Here is a 19375-nt window from a genome sequence, read left to right on the forward strand (position 1 = left end):
AGCGATATATAATAGAATGCATCAACGAACTGCTCAAGAACAAGGCCAACCTTGTACATTCACGCCATCGCTCCGTACATAACTTTCTCATGAATCTCTGTGCGGCATTGGCTGCATACTGTTTCTTCGAGAATCGAGAATAAGCCAGAGGCACTGCCAGTGCGTATTGAAAAGACTAGGCAATTGGAACTTTTCTAAGCAAACCTTTATCCCGAACTGGCGTAGACATACAAGATGCCGACAAGAAAATAAAAGATGTTAGGAAACAACACAAAAAAGAATTCTGTAAACATTGTGGTCTAACGATCGATTAGGGTTTATAGCTGTGTTCTATAAAGGCAATTCATCTAAAAAGGGTGTGCCATAAACCACTTGGCACACCCTCATGCATTATCGTATGATAATTTTATGTCCGTTGATGATATAGATGCCTGGCTGTAACTCTTTAAGCGAGTTTACGTTTGTGGGCACACGTTTCCCATCAATTGTGTAAATTTTATTGGGTATATTATTGTCAATCACCGCGGGTTGAATGTCTGTATAAGTAGTTTCGATAATTTTTTGGAACCGACTCCAGCCTTTGGTCTTCTTGTAGAGATTAAGTTTTCCTCCAGGAACACACAATTTTGTATTGGTTATAACAAACTGTGGTGCAGTAAACCCATGCTCGTTAACAGTTGGAGGAACGGCGTTATTGATGTAGATGCGTTCTATTTTTGTACAAAGAATGGCGTCTGTCTCTATGGTTTGGATGCGCGACGGTATGACGAGAGATTTGATATAGCCACTTGTTATGGCCTGCCGCTTAATGGTTACCACCGTTTCGGGAATTCTAAAGTCGGTTATTTTGCTATTATGTGGCAATAAAATCAATGTTTTTTTAGCTTTGTCGTATAATGCGCCACCATCTGAAGCGTATTTTGTATTGCCATTCTGAACCGTAATTTTTTCTAGACTATTGGCTTTGTTAAATGCATCACCGTCAATCTTGTCTACAGAATTGGGTATGTCTATTGTCTTTAATCCAGTCATATAAAACATAAGTGGGGTTAATGTCTTGACGTTGTTGGATAACGATACATTGGTTAGGGTTGATATTCCACCAAATACACCATTCCCCATTAACGTTCTGCCTATGTGGGCGTTTCTTAAACTGGTGTTCTTGAAGAGGTCTTTACCGCAGGTAAGTTCTGTTTTATTATCTTTGATGGTGAGATTAATAAGATGTGTACAGCCCAAGAACGCTTCTGCACCAACGCTGTTAATTGATGAAGGGATTGTAACGTCTGTTATTTTGGTGTTGTTTTTGAAGGCTGCATTAGCGATGGATGTAACCTTGCATTGTTGTCCATTTATGAGCACATTCTCTGGAATAATAAGGTTGTTGTTTGGCTTTCCGCCTTTTAAGGTTGCGGTTTGGTTGCCATTATTTTCAAAAATTAGTCCATTAACCGTTGTTTCTTTTTCGAACTTTTTGATGCCACAAAACACCTCTTGGTCCCAATTCCATTGTCTCTCGTCCTCGGTGTTTAGTGCCGACAGCGTGAAATATCCGTCGTTCCATCCGCCCCAGCCCCAGTTCATGTGGTAATAACCACCACTCTTATAGCCATCGCATATAAATTGGTGACCCTCGTTCTTGTTCTTGTCTTGTCCGCCAAATAGCACAGGCAGCCCATTGGCGAGGTCGTTATATATGGCTTCTTCAAAGGCGTTAAGCCCCACAGTGTTGCGTATAACTCGCTTGTAATTGGGAGAATAGCCAAAGTATTTGGCCATCACTTCTCCATTCCTGAAGTATGCCCAACTTCCCCATGGTCCATAGTGCATCTCGAGTGCAATGCCACAGTTGTATAAGAGGGTAGCAACAGCGTTGTTGGTGTCGTCGTTGCCCTTATATGTGGTTTTCATCTTGTCCCACTGAAAGGTGGTATTCCCAAAATCAGCAGACAGTTTTTTGCCATTCCAATCATACGAATGGCTTCCTGTGCCTTTCTTTGGCCATTTGTGGTAGTACATCAATTGTGCAGTGGCAGTGGCAACGCATCCCGTAACACATCTTCTTTTTTCTTTGTCGTCGTATGGGCATAGTGTGTTGTAGGGTGCTTCTTGGTTCCATTTCGTTTGTATCAACGGCGCTATATTGTGTCGAGCTTCTGCTGCACGAGTTTTGGGGTTGCGTTCGTTTTTCGATGCATATTCTATTTGCTTTTGATAACACTCCAACCACCATCTTGTTGCAGGCGCCATGTTTTTAAAGTTGAATGTTTCTGTATCTGAATAGGCAAGTATGGGTTCCGAGTTATCATCTGCAGAGGCAATGATAAATCCTGTATCATCTTTACTAGTAAATACGTAGCATAAGGCCGCGTTCGTGGTTTCGCTGCGAAATACATGCTTAATCTGCAATTGACTGGCACTCGGTGCACGCGTGGTAGTGACGTGTTGTGCCATGAACTTCGCCGATATTGCTTTGGCTTTTTCCACAGTAATTGGTTTGGCCATACAGATTGTGCCGATTAACCATAACCATAATAGTGTAAATTTTCTCATGTTATTGATTTTTATGTTTTATATGTGTTAAGATTATTCCGCTAAACGCATCTTGCGCATTGCGCTTTATGCGTGTTTGTTGGGCTTTTTTTATGTTGTTGGAGGTGTTTAATCTTTCTTTTCGTACCTGGAAAAGTGCGTTTTGCCTTTCCACTTCGCCCAAAGCTCCGTGTTGGCGATTTTCAATTCTCGCCATGACAATGTACGAGCAAGCTCGACATTGTTCATTTAGCTTAACGAAAACGTTGGTTTTTCTTTTGGGGTGTAATGTGTTTAGCACAACTCAAATACACAAGTGACGATGATGGTGAAAGTTGAGGTTGTTGATGAAAGGATGAAGTGTTTACGATGAACGAAAAAGAACTAATTACCCAACTTGAAGAATTGGGGTGTTGTTCTTTGCCATTCTACTTCGGTTGAAATGTAAATTCAATTTATCTAACTACTATATTGTTCTTTTTGTCATGGTATTTTGCCAAATGGCCCACTCCAAAGCTACTCAAATTCTGCAAGAAAGCGAAGCTATGCTAGAGTGTATGGCAAAGTTAGAATTTTTTAAAGATGCAACCAAATATTTTTCGATTTATTTTAAAGAATGGGCGCTTTATTTTTGCGACTATATGCTAGGTAAGCATCTTGTATTTACTTCTTTTTTTAGGGGATGGGTTTGGTAAGGCCGTTTTGTTGGGCTGTAGTTAGGGCTTTAGTTGCTTGCTGGGTTACACTAAGCAGTAACTACGCGATAGGCAACACCTTGTTGTGCTGTGTGCTAAGGCAAAAGTATTGTTGTGCTTTTGCACTTTGTGCATGTGATAATGATGCTATGAGATGGATGCTTGCGCTCATCCTGTGGAGCGATGTTGTGGGATTGTTGCGATGATAATGTAAAATATTTACACCAAAATTTAACATTATGAGTGCCGTCTGCGTAAATTTTCGGGACGTAGCTCGCAAATTCGCGCGTATTTTTAAAGTTTGTAATACGTTGTATGTGTGGCGGTTATGCGCTTTTAGGTTCAAAATTGACCTAAAAGGTGTATTTATGGGGGTGAAATTCGGTATTTTTTAAAAATTGGTTTGCCTTCAATGTATGCTTTGCATTGCTTGTCCATTTCTTATAGGCAACTGCTTGTGTGAAAACTTTTACAAAGCAGGGTTTGTCTTGTTGCAGTGTTCTTGTAAGTTGTTGTAAATAAACTTGTTATAAATCTTATTTTTGTAAACAAAAACGCGACATAACGCTGTGCGAAATGCACCAAAATGCAACGCATTTAGCACCAAAACGCAGTGCGTTTAGCAGCAAAACGCAGTGCTATCTCCTACAAAACGCAGTGCTATCTCCTGCAAAACGCAAGGTGAAATGCTGCAAAACGCAAAGTGAAAAGTGTGAAAAAACAGGCTTTTTCTTGTTTTTGCGAACGCCAATTGAGCGCAGTTTTTCTTAAAATAGAAAGGCAAAAACATAGTAAATAACCCCAAAAGGGTGAGAAATGGGCTCGTGTGCGCAATGATTTTTCTCTTTTTGCCGTGTTTTTTATAGGTTTTAGGGAGATATTTTGTCTAGAAGCGACGAGAAAAGAAACGTGTTTTGTAAAATAAAATAAATAAATTAACATTTCGTAGCCAGCGCTTTTCCTTGGTTGGTTTTGAATGTGGCACGGCGCAAACGCCGATTGTGCGGGAGTTCGTGGCATTGGCATGCGTTTGAAAACCAACTAGTTGCGATGTTTTTCGTTGGTTTCGCCTTTTTTCTATAAGGGGTGTGAAGGGCGAATGCTTCCAAGTTGGCGCGGTAGGATGCAGGTTTGGCGTTTTCGGTTACGAGAAGTGGGTGGCGTTGGGTGTTTAGGTTTAGCGGTTTTGTTAGTCGTGGGGTGTCGTGTTTTTGCTAAAGATTGGCACGAGGCATGGCTTTGGGTGGCCAAACGCTAAATTTATTGTTTCATCTTCTTGCTAAGGATGGCTTAATCTATGCTTCGCCCTTTGCTCGCTCCATCCTCGCAAATTGCAACGAATGTATGTCGTAGAGCAGGTTTTTAAGGCGTTTTGTAAGTATTTGCGCTGAAAGAATATAATAATATGTAAATGTTTCGGCGTTTTGCTCACCAAGTGTAATTTAATTTGTATTTTTGCACATTATGAAGATATTCACCGGCGCTCAGATAAAAGAGCTAGATAAGTTTACGATAGAGAATGAGCCCGTGGCGAGCATCGACCTTATGGAGCGTGCCGCCAAGGCTATTGTGCGCGCTTTGCAAGATGAATGGGACAACAGAACGCCCTTTGTGGTGTTTGCAGGACCAGGAAACAACGGCGGAGACGCGTTGGCGGTGGCATGCTTGATGGCCGAAGCGGGCTATGAAGTGTCGGTTTATCTCTTCAATGTCAACGACAGACTGTCGGCCGAATGTGCTATTAATAAGCAAAGGGTGATGGACTGTAAGCGAATAAAAGACTTTAAAGAGGTGCTCGTGGACTTTGATCCGCCTAAACTGACAGCCGAGACGGTGGTGGTTGACGGACTTTTTGGGTCGGGACTTACCAAAGCGCTCACAGGAGGCTTTGCTTCGCTCGTGAAATATATCAACCAATCGCCGGCTAAGGTGGTGAGTATTGACTTGCCTTCGGGTATGATGACCGAAGACAATACCCACAATGTGAAGGCGCACATTGTGAGAGCACACCTCACACTGACACTGCAACAAAAAAAGCTGGCCATGCTTTTCGAAGACAACCAACAGTTTATTGGTCGTCTGCGCGTACTCGATATCCGATTGAGCCCAGCTTATATAGCCCAAACGGTTACCCAATTCCAAGTGTTGGAAGAGGCCGACGTGCGTAGCCGATTGCTAACCAGGGGCGACTTTGTGAATAAGGGCTTGATGGGGCATGCGTTGATTGTGGCTGGAAGCTACGGCATGGCTGGAGCAGCTGTGCTGGCAGGAAGAGCGTGCATGCGCTCGGGCGTGGGGAAACTAACTGTATGCACACCCCGACAAAACTATAACGTGATGCAAATATCGCTTCCCGAGGCGATATTGAGCATAGGAAAAGAAGAATATTTCTTCACCGAACCTATTGATACCGAGCATTATGATGCTGTGGGACTAGGGCCGGGCATGGGGCAACACGAGGATACGGCCATCGCTCTGATTTCGCAAATACGTCGCACACAATGCCCTATGGTGATAGATGCCGATGCACTGAACATCCTTGCTTCGCATAAGGCCTGGATGCAACAACTGCCCGAACAGCTAATACTTACACCGCACGTGGGAGAATTTGACAGATTGGGCAACGGTGGCAGCGAAGGCGACTACGACCGACTGGCTAAAGCCATCGACCTGGCGCAACATCTGCAAGCTTATGTGTTGCTCAAAGGCCATTATTCGGCACTCTGCTTGCCGGATGGAAGGGTGTATTTCAACCCCACAGGAAATGCAGGAATGGCCACAGCTGGCAGTGGCGATGTGCTAACAGGTATTATCACCGGACTGCTTGCACGTGGATATAATCGCGAAAATGCCTGCATCGTGGGCATGTATTTACATGGATTGGCTGGAGATTTGGCCGCAAAACAACTGGGAAAAGAGAGTCTTATGGCGGGCGACATCATCGCGTACCTGCCAAAAGCGTTTGAGTTCTTAGGATAAAGAGGTCTCACCCATAACCCTCTCCCCATTGAAAAGGGGGCGAGGATGAGGCTTGACGACATTGAATAAACTCAACAACAGATATGAAAAAGATTATGGTTACCATCGCAACCTTGGCTATGGCAGTCCTAGCGGGACATGCTCAAGGTAATGCGCAAACAGAAGGCGTGCCCTATTTCTTGCCTAAAACGGGCATTAGGCTTGCCGTATTAGTAGAGAAAACAACGTACACACCGGGAGAGTTGGCCATGTATGGCGAAAAGTATATGAAGCTTTTCAATACCCCGATGCAAAAATCTACCGAGTATAGAGTGGTGGCTATCAACATCACCGACTTCGGAACGCCCGATTCGACCAAGCATTATGTGGCCGCTATGGATAAAAAACATAGCATCACCGATGTGAGACTGGCCGACAATGGCGTGCTTCTGGCCATCAACGCCAACCCACCTAAACCCACACAACCCAAAAATTTTGTGCCAGCAAAGGCCACGAAGCCTCTTAATCCTAAGGACTTTATGAACCAAGAAATCCTTTCGGCTGGCTCGTCGGCTAAAATGGCTGAACTCATTGCTAAAGAAATATACGATATTCGCGATAGTCGTAACCAACTTTCACGCGGACAGGCCGACGCTATGCCTAAAGATGGCGAACAATTGCGCCTTATGCTTAACAATCTGGATAAGCAAGAACAGGCGCTGTTGCAGGTGTTTGCCGGTACAACCGTGAAAGATACCACCGAAACCATCATCACCTACGTGCCCACTAAGGCTGTGGAGCGGGATGTGCTCTTCCGTTTCTCGCGCCATTATGGTATGGCCGATAAGGATGACCTTGGCGGAGCACCTTATTATATTAGCGTGGAAGACTTGCATTCGATACCCACCATGCAGGCGTCTATCGACCGCGGTAAGGTGAAAGACAATGCTGGCGTGTATGTAAACTTACCTGGTAAGGTGAAAATATCGGTGGCACAAGAGGCCAATTTGCGTGCTGTGATTGAACTTTATATGGCGCAATTTGGTAAAACCGAACCGCTCAGCGGCGAATTGTTTGGCAAAAAGCAATTCACGCAAATGGTGATGAACCCCGTAACGGGTACTATCGAGAGCGTGAAAACAGAAAACGTGAAATGATAAAAATGCGGTGGACGCTCGTTGTTTGCCTAAAGGCTTTAGCTGAAAGGACAATTGGGCCTGCATCGCAAAATGTTTGAATAACAAAACAACTTTATGACAAAAACAATTTTCTCTGCATTGGCCTTGGCTACAGTCCTCGCCTTTGCTTCGTGCAACTGCAAAAAAAATGGTGAATGTGCTAAAGCGCAAGCCGAACAGCAGGTTGCTGATACCACAAATGCCACAACCCAAGGTGAAGCTCAGGCCAACGATGGCTCTAAATTCATCGACTTCACTGTGCCCGCCCTTGATGGTAAGCAAGTGAAACTGGCTGATGTGGTGGCTAAAAACAAAATCACAATGGTGGATTTCTGGGCATCGTGGTGCGGTCCTTGCCGTATGGAGATGCCTAATGTGGTTGAAGCTTATAAGCAATTCCACGATAAGGGTCTGGAAATCGTTGGCGTTTCGCTCGACGAATCAAAAAAAGACTGGGAAACTGCCGTTAAAGATATGGGCATGAACTGGATTCAAACCAGCGACTTGAAAGGCTGGGAATGTGAGGCTGCTCGCCTTTATGGGGTGAGAGGCATTCCTGCTTGTGTGCTCATTAATCAAAAGGGTGAAATCGTTGGTCGCGACTTGCGCGCCGAGGAACTGCATGCCCGACTGGCTGAACTGCTGAAATAAGCGTAAGCTAGGGTTAAAGGCACTTGTTGCTAAGCACCATTAATAAAATAACACCACCACCAACGCAGGCTTTTCGAGGCCTTTCGTTGGTGGTGGTGTCGTTTTTGTTATTGCCACGAACTTTGTTTTTAGAACCGGTATGTGGCAGTGGCTTTTACAAAGAAGGGTGAGCCAGGGAACGAACGCAACTTGTCGTATCCACCAACCCAATAGGTTTTGTTCAGTAGGTTGTCGGCATTAAGTTGCAATTGCAAACTTCTAACCCTATAATACAAGGCAGCATTGAGCAGCGCGTAGCCAGGATAAACAATGGTATTGGCACGTTTGCCCACTTGTCCGAAGCGTTCGCTGTTGGCATTTACACCCAATCCAATGCCCAAGTTGCGTAAAGGGCCGTGGCGCAGAATGTATTTGGTCCAGATGTTGGCTGCATGGCGTGGGGTGTTGGGGCGTTGCATACCCAAGTCTTTTTCTGTTCCACTAGCCGTTTTAGTTATCTTTGCATCGGTATAGGCATAGTTAACCACTACGCTCCAGTTGGGCAATAGCTCGCCAGCAACATCAACTTCAACGCCCTTAGATACCTCTTCGCCCACTTGCATCAGCAAATCGGGATTCCCAGCATCGCCAGCATTATACAAAGTGTTGTTTTTAGTAAGGTGGAAAAGGGCCGTAGTGATGCTCAAACGATGGTCGAACCAGTCGCTCTTTGCGCCCACTTCGAACAATTGCGACTGTTCTGGCGAGAATGGGGCGCCAGTATTGGGGTTGCTTTGCACGCTTGCCGATTGTGGTTCGAAACCCTTAACCCATGTGCCATACAGGTTTATTTGCTTGTTAAGTGTTAGCACAGCGCCCACGCGAGGTATTAAAGCGTGCTGCGTGGTGCGCGTTTCGTTGTTTCGTTGTTTGTTAAGTATGTCGGTGAAATACTCTTGGCGTAAGCCCAAAAGCAGTTGCAGAGGGCCATATCTTAGTTGTTCTTGCAGATAGATGCCGTGCGAATATTGGCGGTAAGGACTTATCTCGTCTGCAGTGAACACGTATTTGCTAATGTCTTTGATGCTGTTGCCCGTGGTGTTGTTAAGGTCGAAGTAGGGAACATTGGTCTTTGGGTTACCGTCGGCATCGAGAACGTAGTTATTAATCTTACTTTTGTTAAACTTAGTGGTTGTTTTTCCGTTTTTTAATAAGTATCCTCTAGCCGTGAGTGCCGAGGTTCCTGGCAGCAAGTCGGTTTGAAAATAGTCCCAGCCCACTAGTAAGGTGTGCTGTACTCGTCCTGTATTGAACCCTACATTCAGATAGTTGTTAAAGCTATTGTTTCTGAAATGGCGCTTACGTATCATGGCTTGCATTAGAATGCGACTATTATTCTGGCTACTGTCTGCATTCAATACATAGGCGTTGGCTTGGTTGTGCTCTTGCATATCTTCATCATACGATGAGTTTAGGTATGTGCTGTTAAACGAAATGCGGTCGGTGAACTTATGAGTTAGTCCTAAAGTGATGTTCATTAAGCGTTCTTTGAGGAAATCGTTAGCAGCCGAAAGCGACCGCGATATGGGCACCGAGTAAAGGTCGCCATCGCCAAAAATACTCTGTCCGCGGTCTATCTTGCCAGTATATTGTTGGTAAAACACGTCTACATTAAACTGCGTGCGATGGTTAGGCACGTACGAAAACGAGGGCGCTACGATGAAATTCTGTCCGCCTTGCAAGTCGCGATAGGAGTCGGTGTTCTCATATCCCAAGTTAAGTCGATAAAGAAGCGAGCCTTTGGGGTTTAGCTTACCTGTGAAATCGGCATAGGCGTTAAACGTGGCATAGCTTCCAACGGTGGTGCTTACTTGTCTACGGGTTTCGGCAAGCGGTTTTTTGGTCACCCTATTGATTACTCCACCCGGTGCAGCGTTGCCAAATAGTGCCGAGGCAGGCCCTTTTATCACCTCTACACGTTCGATGTTGGCTAACGATTGCTGTTTCCATAAACTGGTTTGTGCACGCATGCCGTTGATGAGGTTGCCCGAATTGCGGTTGCCAGTGGTGCGAAACCCACGTATAGAGAAATCGTTGTAGAAGGTGTATTGGTTTACTCCGCTGATGTTTTTCACCACATCATTCACTGTTGTAGCGCCTTGGTCGAGTACTAATTCTTTTGTAACGTAGCCAATAGACTGGGGCACATCCTTAACAGCAGTAGCCGTTTTAGTACCCACAAATGTTCTAGTGTTCTTATACGAGCGCTCGTTTCGTCCCACCACTTCAACACCTTGTAGCATTTCGGTGGCTTCGCTAAGTTGTGCATCTTGTCTTTGATTTTGTGAAAGAACAAAATGGCGCTCTTCAGGTTTACATCCAATGTAGTGAAAGGTTAGCGTAAGGTCGCCAGCTTGTAGCGCGCTCAGGGTGTAAGCTCCTTGTTCGTTGGTTACGGCACGTCTGTTTGTGCCCTTCACCTGCACCACAACGCCCATCAGAGGTTCGCCTTTTTTGCCTGTGACATAGCCGTTAACCTCCAAGGTTTGCTTGGTTTCTGGCTCGTTGAGGGTGGGTTCGGTTTGGGCATGCGTGGTAGTAACAGTGCCAATCATCATTGCTGCAAGCATCATAAGCTTACAATACGAAGTACATTTCATGTTTTGTTGTTAGTTGTTGGTTGGTTATCCTTCTTTTGGGTGCAAATTTATGATTTTTGCGCAGGTTCTGCAATACTTATTAATAGGTAAATTGCGGTGTTGCGCTATGTGTTGTGTGATAGTTTGGATGATGTTATGAGGCTTGTTTGGTGGCATTTTTACCTTATATATACGCGCACGCGAGCGCGAAACAGTTTGTTATAACGCAAAGTGGGGTGGGGAGGGAAGGGTGGTTGTGTGGGAGCGGCGTTAGTTAGAGGCTAAACGGAGCGGCTTTGAGATTGTTTAGCGTGTGTTGTGTGGTATCGAGGCTAGGAATTGTGGCAAGACGGATGGTATGAGTACAAAAAAAGAAGGCCAGTAAGCAAGGTTGTTTTTGGGAGCGTTGATAGCTAGCGTATTGAACGCGGGCTTAACTCATCCAAACCTTGTTAACTGGTCTGCTTGTTTTAGGTAAAGGCGCACTAAGTGGCCTTTTACCTTTCAGAATTGATAGCTGTAAGTCCTATTAGGGAAGGCTAATAGCCTCGCTGGGACATACACTTGCGCAAGTACCGCATTCGGTGCAAGCGTCTTCATCAATCTTATAAATATCACCCTCAGAGATTGCTTCTACGGGGCACTCGGGCAAACAGGTGCCACAAGCGATACAGTCGTTACCAATAACGTAAGCCATAATAAAATTCTATTTAAATGTTTTTGTATAATATGTTCTTTATCTGCTCTTGAATGCGTGGTTTTCTTATTTTTCAACCTGCAAATGGTCTTGTTATTGCTGGCTGTTGATGATAAAACCACTCTTTTGTATCTCGCTTTAATGTGCGTTATACTTACTTTTGATGATGCAAAGGTAGTAAATGTTTTTCGTAATACCTAGAAATAATGATTGTTTTTTTGTGCAATTGCTAATTTTTATTTAATGAATAAGGCTGTTTGTATGTGCTTTTGGTTTATCCATTGCTTTGTTTTCCAGGTAGTTATTGCCTGCTGTGGTGCGAATTTAGGGTTTTTTGCTGTAGGGTGATGTTTTATTGCTCGCTCATTATTTTGTGGTAGCAATGGAGTTTATTCAAAGTAAAATGATAGCGCAATCATTTTGCTAGCCGCTTTAGAAGTGGAGCGTGCATAAGGCACGAGCGTTTTGTCGCGCAGTCGGTCGGCATGCTTAGCGTCAAGGCAGTCGATAAGGCTAAACATAAACTTCAATTCGGGTCGAAGTTTGAAGAAAGGCAGGTAGAAATCGCATCCAACGCCCACCTCTGCAAACACGTCGTGGCGTTTAAATCGCAAGATGTGGGTATCGTTTCCGCTGAGGTTAAGCATGGGATTGATACCTGCTAGTAGGTATGGGCGATGGTTGTTGAAGCGTGGAGCAGCGAAAATGAGGTTGAAGGCGGTAGAGATATAAGCCGTTTTCATATCCTGTCTGTGTTCGATGGGTAGGCCCTCGGCATCGGTTTGCCCAAGGTTCCTAAACACCAAGTGTCTATTACCGAAATACATTGCAGGCACAACGCGGAGTTGGAAATGGCGGTTAAGGCGCATTTCGCCCGTTACACCCACCACAAAACCAGGGTCGTAGCGGTCTTGTTCGGCCGCGATGTTGGTTTCGATGGTTTGTCCATCGTCTAGTGTTATGTGTTGAATGCCAGCATTAAACAGTTCGACATCTTGCACATGAGCGCCCACCACCACGCCAAAATGGAACGGTCGCAGGTCGGTGTAGGGCCTGTTTTCCACGCGTCTTTGCTGCGCCATCAATGAGATGGGCAGTGTGCACACATATATTATAAGGCAAATAAGCTGCTTCATACGTTGGATATAAACGCAAAAAGTGGGCGGTTATTGTGCAACAAGAGTTTTGAGGTCTCTGTAAATGATGTTTTTGTTTGGGTTTTGATGGGTTGGCGTGGCCTGTAAAGCGGCATTGGGTGAGACAAGTGGCGCGTCTTCGCCATGCAATAGGTAAGTAAAGTTGTTGACGCGCATGGCAACGGGCTATTTTTTGTCTACCTTTAGCACGATTTTACCCACATAGATGGCGTTCTTTCCGTTTTGGTCTACAGGTACGGGTTTGCCATCAAGGTTGTTGGCGTAGCGCAAAGTTTCGAAGAAAGTGTGCGAATGTCCGCCCAACACCAGGTCGATGTAGCGCGACCCCTCAATCATTTTTTGGTCGTCGTCGCCTCCGATGCCCCAGCCAAGGTGCGAAATGCAAATCACAACGTCGCATTTCATTTTCTTTTTGAGCATGGTTGCCATTTTTAAAGCGGTGGCAGCGGGGTCAAGATACTTCACTGTTTTGTACATTTTGGTGAGTACAAGCCCTTCTAGTTTTGGGTCAATGCCAAAGACACCAATCTTCAAACCATTGCGATGAACGATGGTGTAAGGCTTAACGATGCCCTCAAGAGGCGTGCCAGTGAAGTCGTAGTTGGAGCAAAGGATGGGGAATTTGGCCTTCTTAAAGATACGCGCCATATTCTCCATGCCGAAATCAAATTCGTGATTGCCCACGGTACTGGCGTCGCAGCCCATGCGATTCATCAGTTCTATTTCGACATCTCCTTTGAACATGGAGTAGTAGGGCGAGCCTTGTGAGAAGTCGCCACTGTCGAAATATAGTAAGTCGGGGTGTTTTTGGCGTTCTTGTTTAATCATTTCCACACGCCTAAGAAATCCTCCTCGGCCCGCTATGGTTGTGTCTGCCAGGTGTTCGCTAAGTGGCATGATGCAGCTATGTGTGTCGTTGGTGTGCAAAATCACCAGTTGTTTTTGCGCTTTAGCCGTTAGCAATGCCATGCAGGCCACGGCCAGTAACATGTATTTCTTCATTTTGTGTTGTTCGTTTTGTTGCAGTTGTGGGTTGTCGTGGGTGCTGTGGGGATTGGTTCGGTGTGAAATGTAGCAGCTTAGTGGTAGAAAAACGGCTGCCTCCGACAGCGAAGACAATGGTTTAATGCTCTTTTACTGCTTGATTGTTATTCTTCCATCGCGCTTTCCGCATACACTTTTACCTGCTTTCATTTGTTGACGAAAGTAGTCCATGATGATATAGCGCACATTGTTTTCTTCAGATTGTGGCGAAACCAGTTGTGTTCCCTCCTTAAAGGCGCTCATGCCGTCGTTGCCTTGCACCACATAGTCGATGGTGGCAACGCGATAATTGGCTTTCGGGTCGACGGGTTTTCCGTTGATGGTGGCGCTAAGAAGGTTGTGTTCTTTGTCAATCACCAGTTTAACACTGTTGCTAATGCCTTCTCCAGCGCGTTTAGCAATTTGCTCAAAGAGTCGTGTTACCTGTTCGCCCGTCAATGTAATGAAACAGATTTTGTTGTCGAAGGGAGCCACATTGATAATGTCGCCCTGTGTTACCTCGCCTTCAACGATGGCTGCACGCATGCCGCCGATGTTGTAAACAGCAAACTGCGGTTGCTCGTTAAAACGCTGTCCTGCCCACACGAGTATGTCGGTAAGGAGATTAGACAGAGGACTTTCGGGTCGGCTAGCAGTCATGTTGCAACCAGCATGGCCCACAAGCGGAGCCGTCAAGCTGTCGACGCGCTGTTTATAAGGCGTAATAAAGGCTTGCAACTCGGCGTCGTGGTTGGCGTCGTAACGTTTGTCTATCAGTATTCGGCTACGTTCTACATTCGTTACTGCATACTGTGCTTTGCACCCCCATAGCGTAAAGGCCACAATGAGGAGCGAAAAAAACATTTGTCCCTTTTTCATTTCTTGGGTATAACTAAATGATTATCAATCAAAAGTAATTTGGCCGATGGCTTTTTAGATGTTTCTTGCCTGTGAATAGCCTTTCTAAGGCTTCACCTTGGCCGTTGACATACAGCAAAGGTACGCATTTTTTTGTCAATTTTATGTCGTTTGACAGTCTTTTTGTTGTGCGCTGATGGTATTTTTTGCCTCCTTTGCGCTAGCAAAAACAGCGTGGGCAAGGACAAGAGAGGAAGTTGTTGATGCGAAAAAGGGCAAGGGCGTACGTGCAAACCGTGCCTTATAAAAAACACAGAGGCTCGACATTTGCATGCCGAGCCTTCACTGTAACTTGTAACTTTTTTATTGTTGAGGAGCAACGCCACCTCTCTTCTCCTTGATACGAGCCTTCTTGCCCGTGAGTGCGCGGAGATAGTAGAGTTTTGCGCGGCGAACCTTACCACGTTTGTTCACCTCGATGCTGTCGATGTTAGGCGACTCGATGGGGAAGATACGCTCTACACCCACTGTTCCCGACATTTTGCGAACGGTGAAACGTTTCTTTTCTCCGTGTCCAGAGATGCGGATTACAACACCGCGGTAAAGCTGGATACGTTCTTTCGTACCCTCGATAATTTTGTAAGCGACAGTAATTGTGTCTCCCGACTTGAACTCGGGGAACTTTTTGCCGGTTGCAAATGCTTCTTCAGCAACTTTAATCAAATCCATTTTGCTTGATATTTAAATTGTTTATCGTCCCAACGTAACATAGCTAGGTAACTCTTCTCCTGCCAGCGATTACGCCGAAAAGCGGTGCAAAGGTACTGCTTTTATTGGTTTTTACCAAATTAATAATGTGGAAAGTGGTGTGACACACTATCAATTACCCCAAAAAGCAAGACAGGCAAACAGCGTTAACCGTTTGCCTGACCATTTTGTAGCGGGACCCAGGATTGAACTGGGGACCTCATGATTATGAATCATGCGCTCTAACCAGCTGAGCTATCCCGCCAACATTTTGCTTGTTTGCGGGTGCAAAGGTAAGGTAAAAAATTGAAACGAGCAAAAATATTTTGTTTTTTTCGTGCTAATGATATAAAAAAGTGGTATTTTTGTACTCGATATAACTAAATGGCGGTTCTCGAAATCGCCTTCGGAGGATTTTTTGGACGTTGTCTGTGCAAGTTTATCTTGCCGCATGGATGTGCTTAGAGGGTTATACATCCAAGGTGAAGACGAATGAGTCGCACCAATGCGAGAATACCAATGAAGGACTTGTACCTTTGCACACGATGATGTGCAGGGGTTGTTTGGAGAGTATGCCTAAACAATGGGTGTCGGCGCGACACTCATGCCACACCTTGGGCACTTGCTACAGCGGTGCAAAGGCTGGCACACATTATTATATGTAATAGCAAACCACGATCTGTATTGTTATGGACAAGCAAAGACTTTGTATTGAACGAGAGCTCATGTCTAACTCGGCCCAAATAATATGGGACCTCATCAGCACCGACTCGGGCCTTGCTAGATGGGTGGCCGATAACGTAACGCAAGACGGTGAGCAACTCACCTTCGTGTGGGGTGAACTTTGGAGTCATCACGAGGTGCGAAAGGGCACTATCGTTGAGAAGATTAAGAATGAATATATCAAAATTAGTTGGGACGATGAGGATGGACCGGACAACTTCTTTGAGTTAAGAATGGATAAGAGTCATATAACCAACGATTATGTACTTACCATCACCGACTTTGCTTGGGAGGACGAAGTAGATAGCTTAAAGACTATCTGGAACGACAACTTAGCTCGATTGCGCAATTCGAGTGGTATCTAAATGATTTGCTGCCTTTGCATTAACTTGCTGCTTAGTTTGGTTTTTAAGGCCTATTGCTCGTTTTCAAACTATTGATACCAGTTGCGGTACACTGTTTTGCCTTGAAACTTGGCACTGTGCCTTTGTTAACACCATCATTAATAGCTACTAAAAACAATCTTATTGTTCCTCTTTTTGTGCTTAACGTTTCGTAGTTCTTGCCGTGGCCTTTTGGTTGTGGTCTCAATTGCTGTACACTTTGGTGGCCCTGTGTTTGTTTTGTGAGATAATAAAATCCCAAATAGTCTTGCAATATAAAAAGTTTACTTAACTTTGTGTTGTTGTTTAGCATTGCTTGTTGGTCTATTCTTTTTCTGTTTTGGGCGAGCGATATGCCGATAATTGGTGTTTCTCGCCTTAAACAATGAGCCGAAACAAAGTAAAAAACTCACATTAAACATATCTAGGAATGAAGATTATAAAAGTTTTTGCCCCATATTCAAAGTATTCGCTTCACGATGGACGCATTCAAAAGATGACGTTTGAACAAGGGAACTTGGTATTTCATTTTGATAAAATATTCTCTTACGATGATGATGGGGAGCATACGCATAAAGCCAAAGTTATTTTTGAGCAGGTTGATGTCGACGATATGAATGTGCTTGTGTTTGATAGTACGCTGCGCGATGTTTTCCATGGCGAGCAAATTGATTTTGATACTTATCAGCAAAGGTATAAAAACAGCGAATTTGAAGTTATCGACGAAATGACGAATTGGGGGCAAGCTATGTTTCAAGGTTGGCTAAGAACCAATGGTGTGCCCGTGCATTGCATCATGACTTTATATTTTGGTGGGAGAATGATTTACGATATTGAGGATGAAAGTGAATAAAAACTGCCCTCTGTGCTATCCTATCGCGCATTGTTGCTTGTGAGAGTTGGTTTTGTTAAAAGAGGATAGGGAAGTATTTTTGCAGGGGATGTTTTGCTGAAAAAGCAGCGAAACATGCGAAAGGAGCTTTTCGTGGTAGGAATTATGTGTTGAGATAGTGCTCTGCACTGATGTTGCGCGATGTTTAATGTTGCGCATCACCAGTGCAGAGCATTTGTTTATGGGGTTGTTAAGGGCGTTGTGTGCCACTTATTTCTCGGTCCATTCCACAACAAGTGTCTCTCGTGGGCCAAGTTGCAAGTCTTCTAGCAGACTAATGGTGCGACCTGTGAGCACATCGCGTACCTCGTCGGCATCGCCAATCACTTCGGTGTAGCGAGCCACAGGCATGATAGCCGACTTAGAGGTGCCGTTGGCGATGGTTAGCACGTGGCGTTTGTCGAGCGTTCGGGCCAAGACGTAAATGCCATTAAAGGGGATGAAGTGGGTTTGTTTACCCTTTGTAATCACCTCGTTGCCCTTTCGCCAGTGCAACAGTTGGCTAAGCCAGGTAAACATCTCGTTTTGCGCTTTGGTTCTGCCCTCTACAGTAAAGGCATTGTGCTTATCGCCAGCAAAACCGCCAGGGAAGTCTTTTCGCACATTGCCGTCGGTTTTTTCTTTTGTACCGTTCATCAACACTTCAGTGCCATAATACAGCTGTGGGATGCGGTTCATGGTGAGCAAAAGAGCCAATGCTTGCTTCAGTGCAAGCGTGTCGTTGCCGTTTCCAAGAAAGCGGTCGGTGTCGTGGTTCTCAATAAAGGCCATCACCGATGCGGGGTTGGGGTAGAGATAATCGTAACACAGACCATTGTACACCCTATTTAGGCCGTTCCACCATCCGTCAGTTTCTTCGTTTTTGGCTTGATTGATGCGGTCGAAGAAAGCAAAATCCATCACCGACTTAAGGTTGCTGTTAATGTTAGAGAGCTTCGAGTCTTTTTGCCATGCAGCAGTGTACGCAGGTTCTGTTACCCAAGTTTCGCCCACGGTGTTAAAGTTGGGATACTCTTTATTCAGTCTGGCCATCCATTGCGCCATTGCTTCGCGGTCGGCATAGGGGTAAGTGTCCATTCTAATGCCGTCGATGCCCACCGTTTCTATCCACCAGATACTGTTTTGGATAAGATATTGCAGCACGTGAGGGTTGCGTTGGTTAAGGTCGGGCATAGAAGGCACGAACCATCCCTCCACTGTTTCGTCCATATCCACATCCGAAGCATAGGGGTCGAGCACTGGTGTGAGCTTATAGCTGGTTTGCAAATAGTTGCTTTTATAGTCTGAACGATTAAACCAATTGCGCGAGGGCATGTCTTTAATCCATGGATGGGTGATGCCACAGTGGTTAAAAATCATGTCCATCACCACCTTTAGTCCCTTGTTATGAGCTTCGTCTACAAGGTTTCGGTATTCCTGATTGGTGCCAAAACGTGGGTCAACGCGATAATAGTCGGTTGTGGCATAGCCATGATAGGTGCTTTGGTTGTTGTTGTCGGGTGTGTTATTCTCTAGTACTGGGGTAAACCAAAGTGCCGTAACGCCCAGTTCGTTGAAGTAATCTAGGTGCTTACGAATGCCCTCGAGGTCGCCTCCGTGTCGCAAACTAGGTTGCGAGCGGTCCACGCGATATGCGTTAAGTCCTGGCATAGGGTGTTGTTTTTGTCCGCTAGAGGCAAATCTGTCGGGCATAAACATGTAAAGAACGTCGGCATTAGAAAATCCCAGACGTTGGTCGCCGGGCATGTCGCGCTTCTTCAGTTCGTAATTAACGGTTGTTTTTTTCTTACCTTGAGCAAACACCAAGGGCATATTTCCTGCTTTGGCATTGTTTAAGTCGAGGTAAATCAAGAGGTAATTAGGACTCTCAAGTCGTTCCACGCTGGTTATCTTTACGCCTGGGTAATTGGTTGTGACATTGGCTTTGCCAATGCCATCGCCATACACCATCAGTTGCAAAGTGGGGTCTTGCAAGCCCACATACCAGTTGGTGGGGTCTATTCTGTTAACTTTTATGTTGGCCGATGCTGTTAGTGAGAATAGCGAAAGGGCCAGAAGTATTTTCTTCATTCTTTCTAGGAGTTAAGGGGTTAGGGTGGGTTAAGGAGTTAAGGAGTTAGGGAGTTAAGGAGTTAAACCAAATGCTTTGTGAGATTTTGAGCTTATGAGTTTTTAAGTTTATAAACTTACAAACTTACAAACTCATAAACTCATAAACTTACAAACTTACAAACTCATAAACTTACAAACTTACAAACTCATA

Annotated in this window: 13 protein-coding genes, 1 tRNA gene and 1 pseudogene; 6 read left to right on the plus strand and 9 right to left on the minus strand. The window is 44.9% G+C overall.

Annotated elements, in window-relative coordinates:
• A pseudogene (locus tag QME03_RS05755) lies at positions 1 to 198 on the plus strand (IS982 family transposase); the annotation flags it as partial.
• Between the two features lie 192 nt (positions 199 to 390).
• Here QME03_RS05755 and QME03_RS05760 read toward each other — a convergent pair.
• Entirely contained in the window at positions 391 to 2505 is a 2115-nt protein-coding gene (locus QME03_RS05760; protein WP_281723757.1) for a C10 family peptidase, read from the minus strand.
• Positions 2506 to 4691: 2186 nt separating this feature from the next.
• Here QME03_RS05760 and QME03_RS05765 point away from each other — a divergent pair.
• From QME03_RS05765 to QME03_RS05775, 3 genes are all read left to right on the plus strand, one after another.
• The gene (locus QME03_RS05765) at positions 4692 to 6206 is read left to right on the plus strand and encodes an NAD(P)H-hydrate dehydratase (RefSeq protein WP_281723758.1); all 1515 of its coding nucleotides are present in this window, start codon (positions 4692 to 4694) and stop codon (positions 6204 to 6206) included.
• 83 nt (positions 6207 to 6289) lie between these two features.
• On the plus strand, positions 6290 to 7342 hold the full coding sequence (locus QME03_RS05770) for a DUF4831 family protein (protein ID WP_281723759.1): 1053 nt from the start codon (positions 6290 to 6292) through the stop codon (positions 7340 to 7342).
• 96 nt (positions 7343 to 7438) lie between these two features.
• Complete coding sequence (locus QME03_RS05775; RefSeq protein ID WP_025815709.1) at positions 7439 to 8014, plus strand: TlpA family protein disulfide reductase; 576 nt, start codon at positions 7439 to 7441, stop codon at positions 8012 to 8014.
• A 128-nt stretch (positions 8015 to 8142) separates the two neighbouring features.
• Here the strand turns inward: QME03_RS05775 and QME03_RS05780 are convergent, their stop codons facing one another.
• From QME03_RS05780 to QME03_RS05810, 7 genes are all read right to left on the minus strand, one after another.
• On the minus strand, positions 8143 to 10653 hold the full coding sequence (locus QME03_RS05780; protein WP_281723760.1) for a TonB-dependent receptor: 2511 nt from the start codon (positions 10651 to 10653) through the stop codon (positions 8143 to 8145).
• Positions 10654 to 11161: 508 nt separating this feature from the next.
• On the minus strand, positions 11162 to 11329 hold the full coding sequence (locus tag QME03_RS05785; protein ID WP_025815711.1) for a 4Fe-4S binding protein: 168 nt from the start codon (positions 11327 to 11329) through the stop codon (positions 11162 to 11164).
• A gap of 389 nt (positions 11330 to 11718) precedes the next feature.
• Entirely contained in the window at positions 11719 to 12465 is a 747-nt protein-coding gene (gene porT / locus QME03_RS05790) for a type IX secretion/gliding motility protein PorT/SprT (protein ID WP_281723761.1), read from the minus strand.
• Positions 12466 to 12651: 186 nt separating this feature from the next.
• On the minus strand, positions 12652 to 13488 hold the full coding sequence (locus QME03_RS05795; protein ID WP_281723762.1) for a bifunctional metallophosphatase/5'-nucleotidase: 837 nt from the start codon (positions 13486 to 13488) through the stop codon (positions 12652 to 12654).
• Between the two features lie 132 nt (positions 13489 to 13620).
• Positions 13621 to 14388, minus strand: coding sequence for a 5'-nucleotidase C-terminal domain-containing protein (locus QME03_RS05800; protein WP_281723763.1), 768 nt, complete (start codon positions 14386 to 14388; stop codon positions 13621 to 13623).
• Positions 14389 to 14730: 342 nt separating this feature from the next.
• Positions 14731 to 15096, minus strand: a complete 366-nt coding sequence (rplS, locus tag QME03_RS05805; protein WP_025815716.1) for a 50S ribosomal protein L19 — start codon at positions 15094 to 15096, stop codon at positions 14731 to 14733.
• 209 nt (positions 15097 to 15305) lie between these two features.
• Positions 15306 to 15379 (minus strand) — tRNA-Met (locus QME03_RS05810).
• A 424-nt stretch (positions 15380 to 15803) separates the two neighbouring features.
• On the opposite strand from QME03_RS05810, the gene QME03_RS05815 reads away from it, so the two are divergent.
• Both QME03_RS05815 and QME03_RS05820 read left to right on the plus strand, forming a co-directional pair.
• Complete coding sequence (locus tag QME03_RS05815) at positions 15804 to 16202, plus strand: START-like domain-containing protein (RefSeq protein ID WP_273149233.1); 399 nt, start codon at positions 15804 to 15806, stop codon at positions 16200 to 16202.
• 448 nt (positions 16203 to 16650) lie between these two features.
• Complete coding sequence (locus tag QME03_RS05820; RefSeq protein WP_281723764.1) at positions 16651 to 17073, plus strand: hypothetical protein; 423 nt, start codon at positions 16651 to 16653, stop codon at positions 17071 to 17073.
• Positions 17074 to 17322: 249 nt separating this feature from the next.
• On the opposite strand, the gene QME03_RS05825 is transcribed toward QME03_RS05820, so the two are convergent.
• Entirely contained in the window at positions 17323 to 19182 is a 1860-nt protein-coding gene (locus tag QME03_RS05825) for a glycoside hydrolase family 13 protein (protein ID WP_281723765.1), read from the minus strand.
• Between the last annotated feature and the right edge of the window lie 193 nt (positions 19183 to 19375).

This window comes from Hoylesella shahii, assembly GCF_937990675.1.
In the GTDB taxonomy this organism is placed as follows: Bacteria; Bacteroidota; Bacteroidia; order Bacteroidales; family Bacteroidaceae; genus Prevotella; species Prevotella shahii.

Coding starts and splice junctions, on each gene's coding strand:
- QME03_RS05780 (WP_281723760.1), bottom strand. CDS start 10,653: ATGAAATGTACTTCGTATTGTAAGCTTATGATGCTTGCAGCAATGATG.
- QME03_RS05800 (WP_281723763.1), bottom strand. CDS start 14,388: ATGAAAAAGGGACAAATGTTTTTTTCGCTCCTCATTGTGGCCTTTACG.
- QME03_RS05815 (WP_273149233.1), top strand. CDS start 15,804: ATGGACAAGCAAAGACTTTGTATTGAACGAGAGCTCATGTCTAACTCG.
- QME03_RS05765 (WP_281723758.1), top strand. CDS start 4,692: ATGAAGATATTCACCGGCGCTCAGATAAAAGAGCTAGATAAGTTTACG.
- QME03_RS05825 (WP_281723765.1), bottom strand. CDS start 19,182: ATGAAGAAAATACTTCTGGCCCTTTCGCTATTCTCACTAACAGCATCG.
- QME03_RS05775 (WP_025815709.1), top strand. CDS start 7,439: ATGACAAAAACAATTTTCTCTGCATTGGCCTTGGCTACAGTCCTCGCC.
- QME03_RS05795 (WP_281723762.1), bottom strand. CDS start 13,488: ATGAAGAAATACATGTTACTGGCCGTGGCCTGCATGGCATTGCTAACG.
- rplS (WP_025815716.1), bottom strand. CDS start 15,096: ATGGATTTGATTAAAGTTGCTGAAGAAGCATTTGCAACCGGCAAAAAG.
- porT (WP_281723761.1), bottom strand. CDS start 12,465: ATGAAGCAGCTTATTTGCCTTATAATATATGTGTGCACACTGCCCATC.
- QME03_RS05760 (WP_281723757.1), bottom strand. CDS start 2,505: ATGGCCAAACCAATTACTGTGGAAAAAGCCAAAGCAATATCGGCGAAG.
- QME03_RS05770 (WP_281723759.1), top strand. CDS start 6,290: ATGAAAAAGATTATGGTTACCATCGCAACCTTGGCTATGGCAGTCCTA.
- QME03_RS05785 (WP_025815711.1), bottom strand. CDS start 11,329: ATGGCTTACGTTATTGGTAACGACTGTATCGCTTGTGGCACCTGTTTG.
- QME03_RS05820 (WP_281723764.1), top strand. CDS start 16,651: ATGAAGATTATAAAAGTTTTTGCCCCATATTCAAAGTATTCGCTTCAC.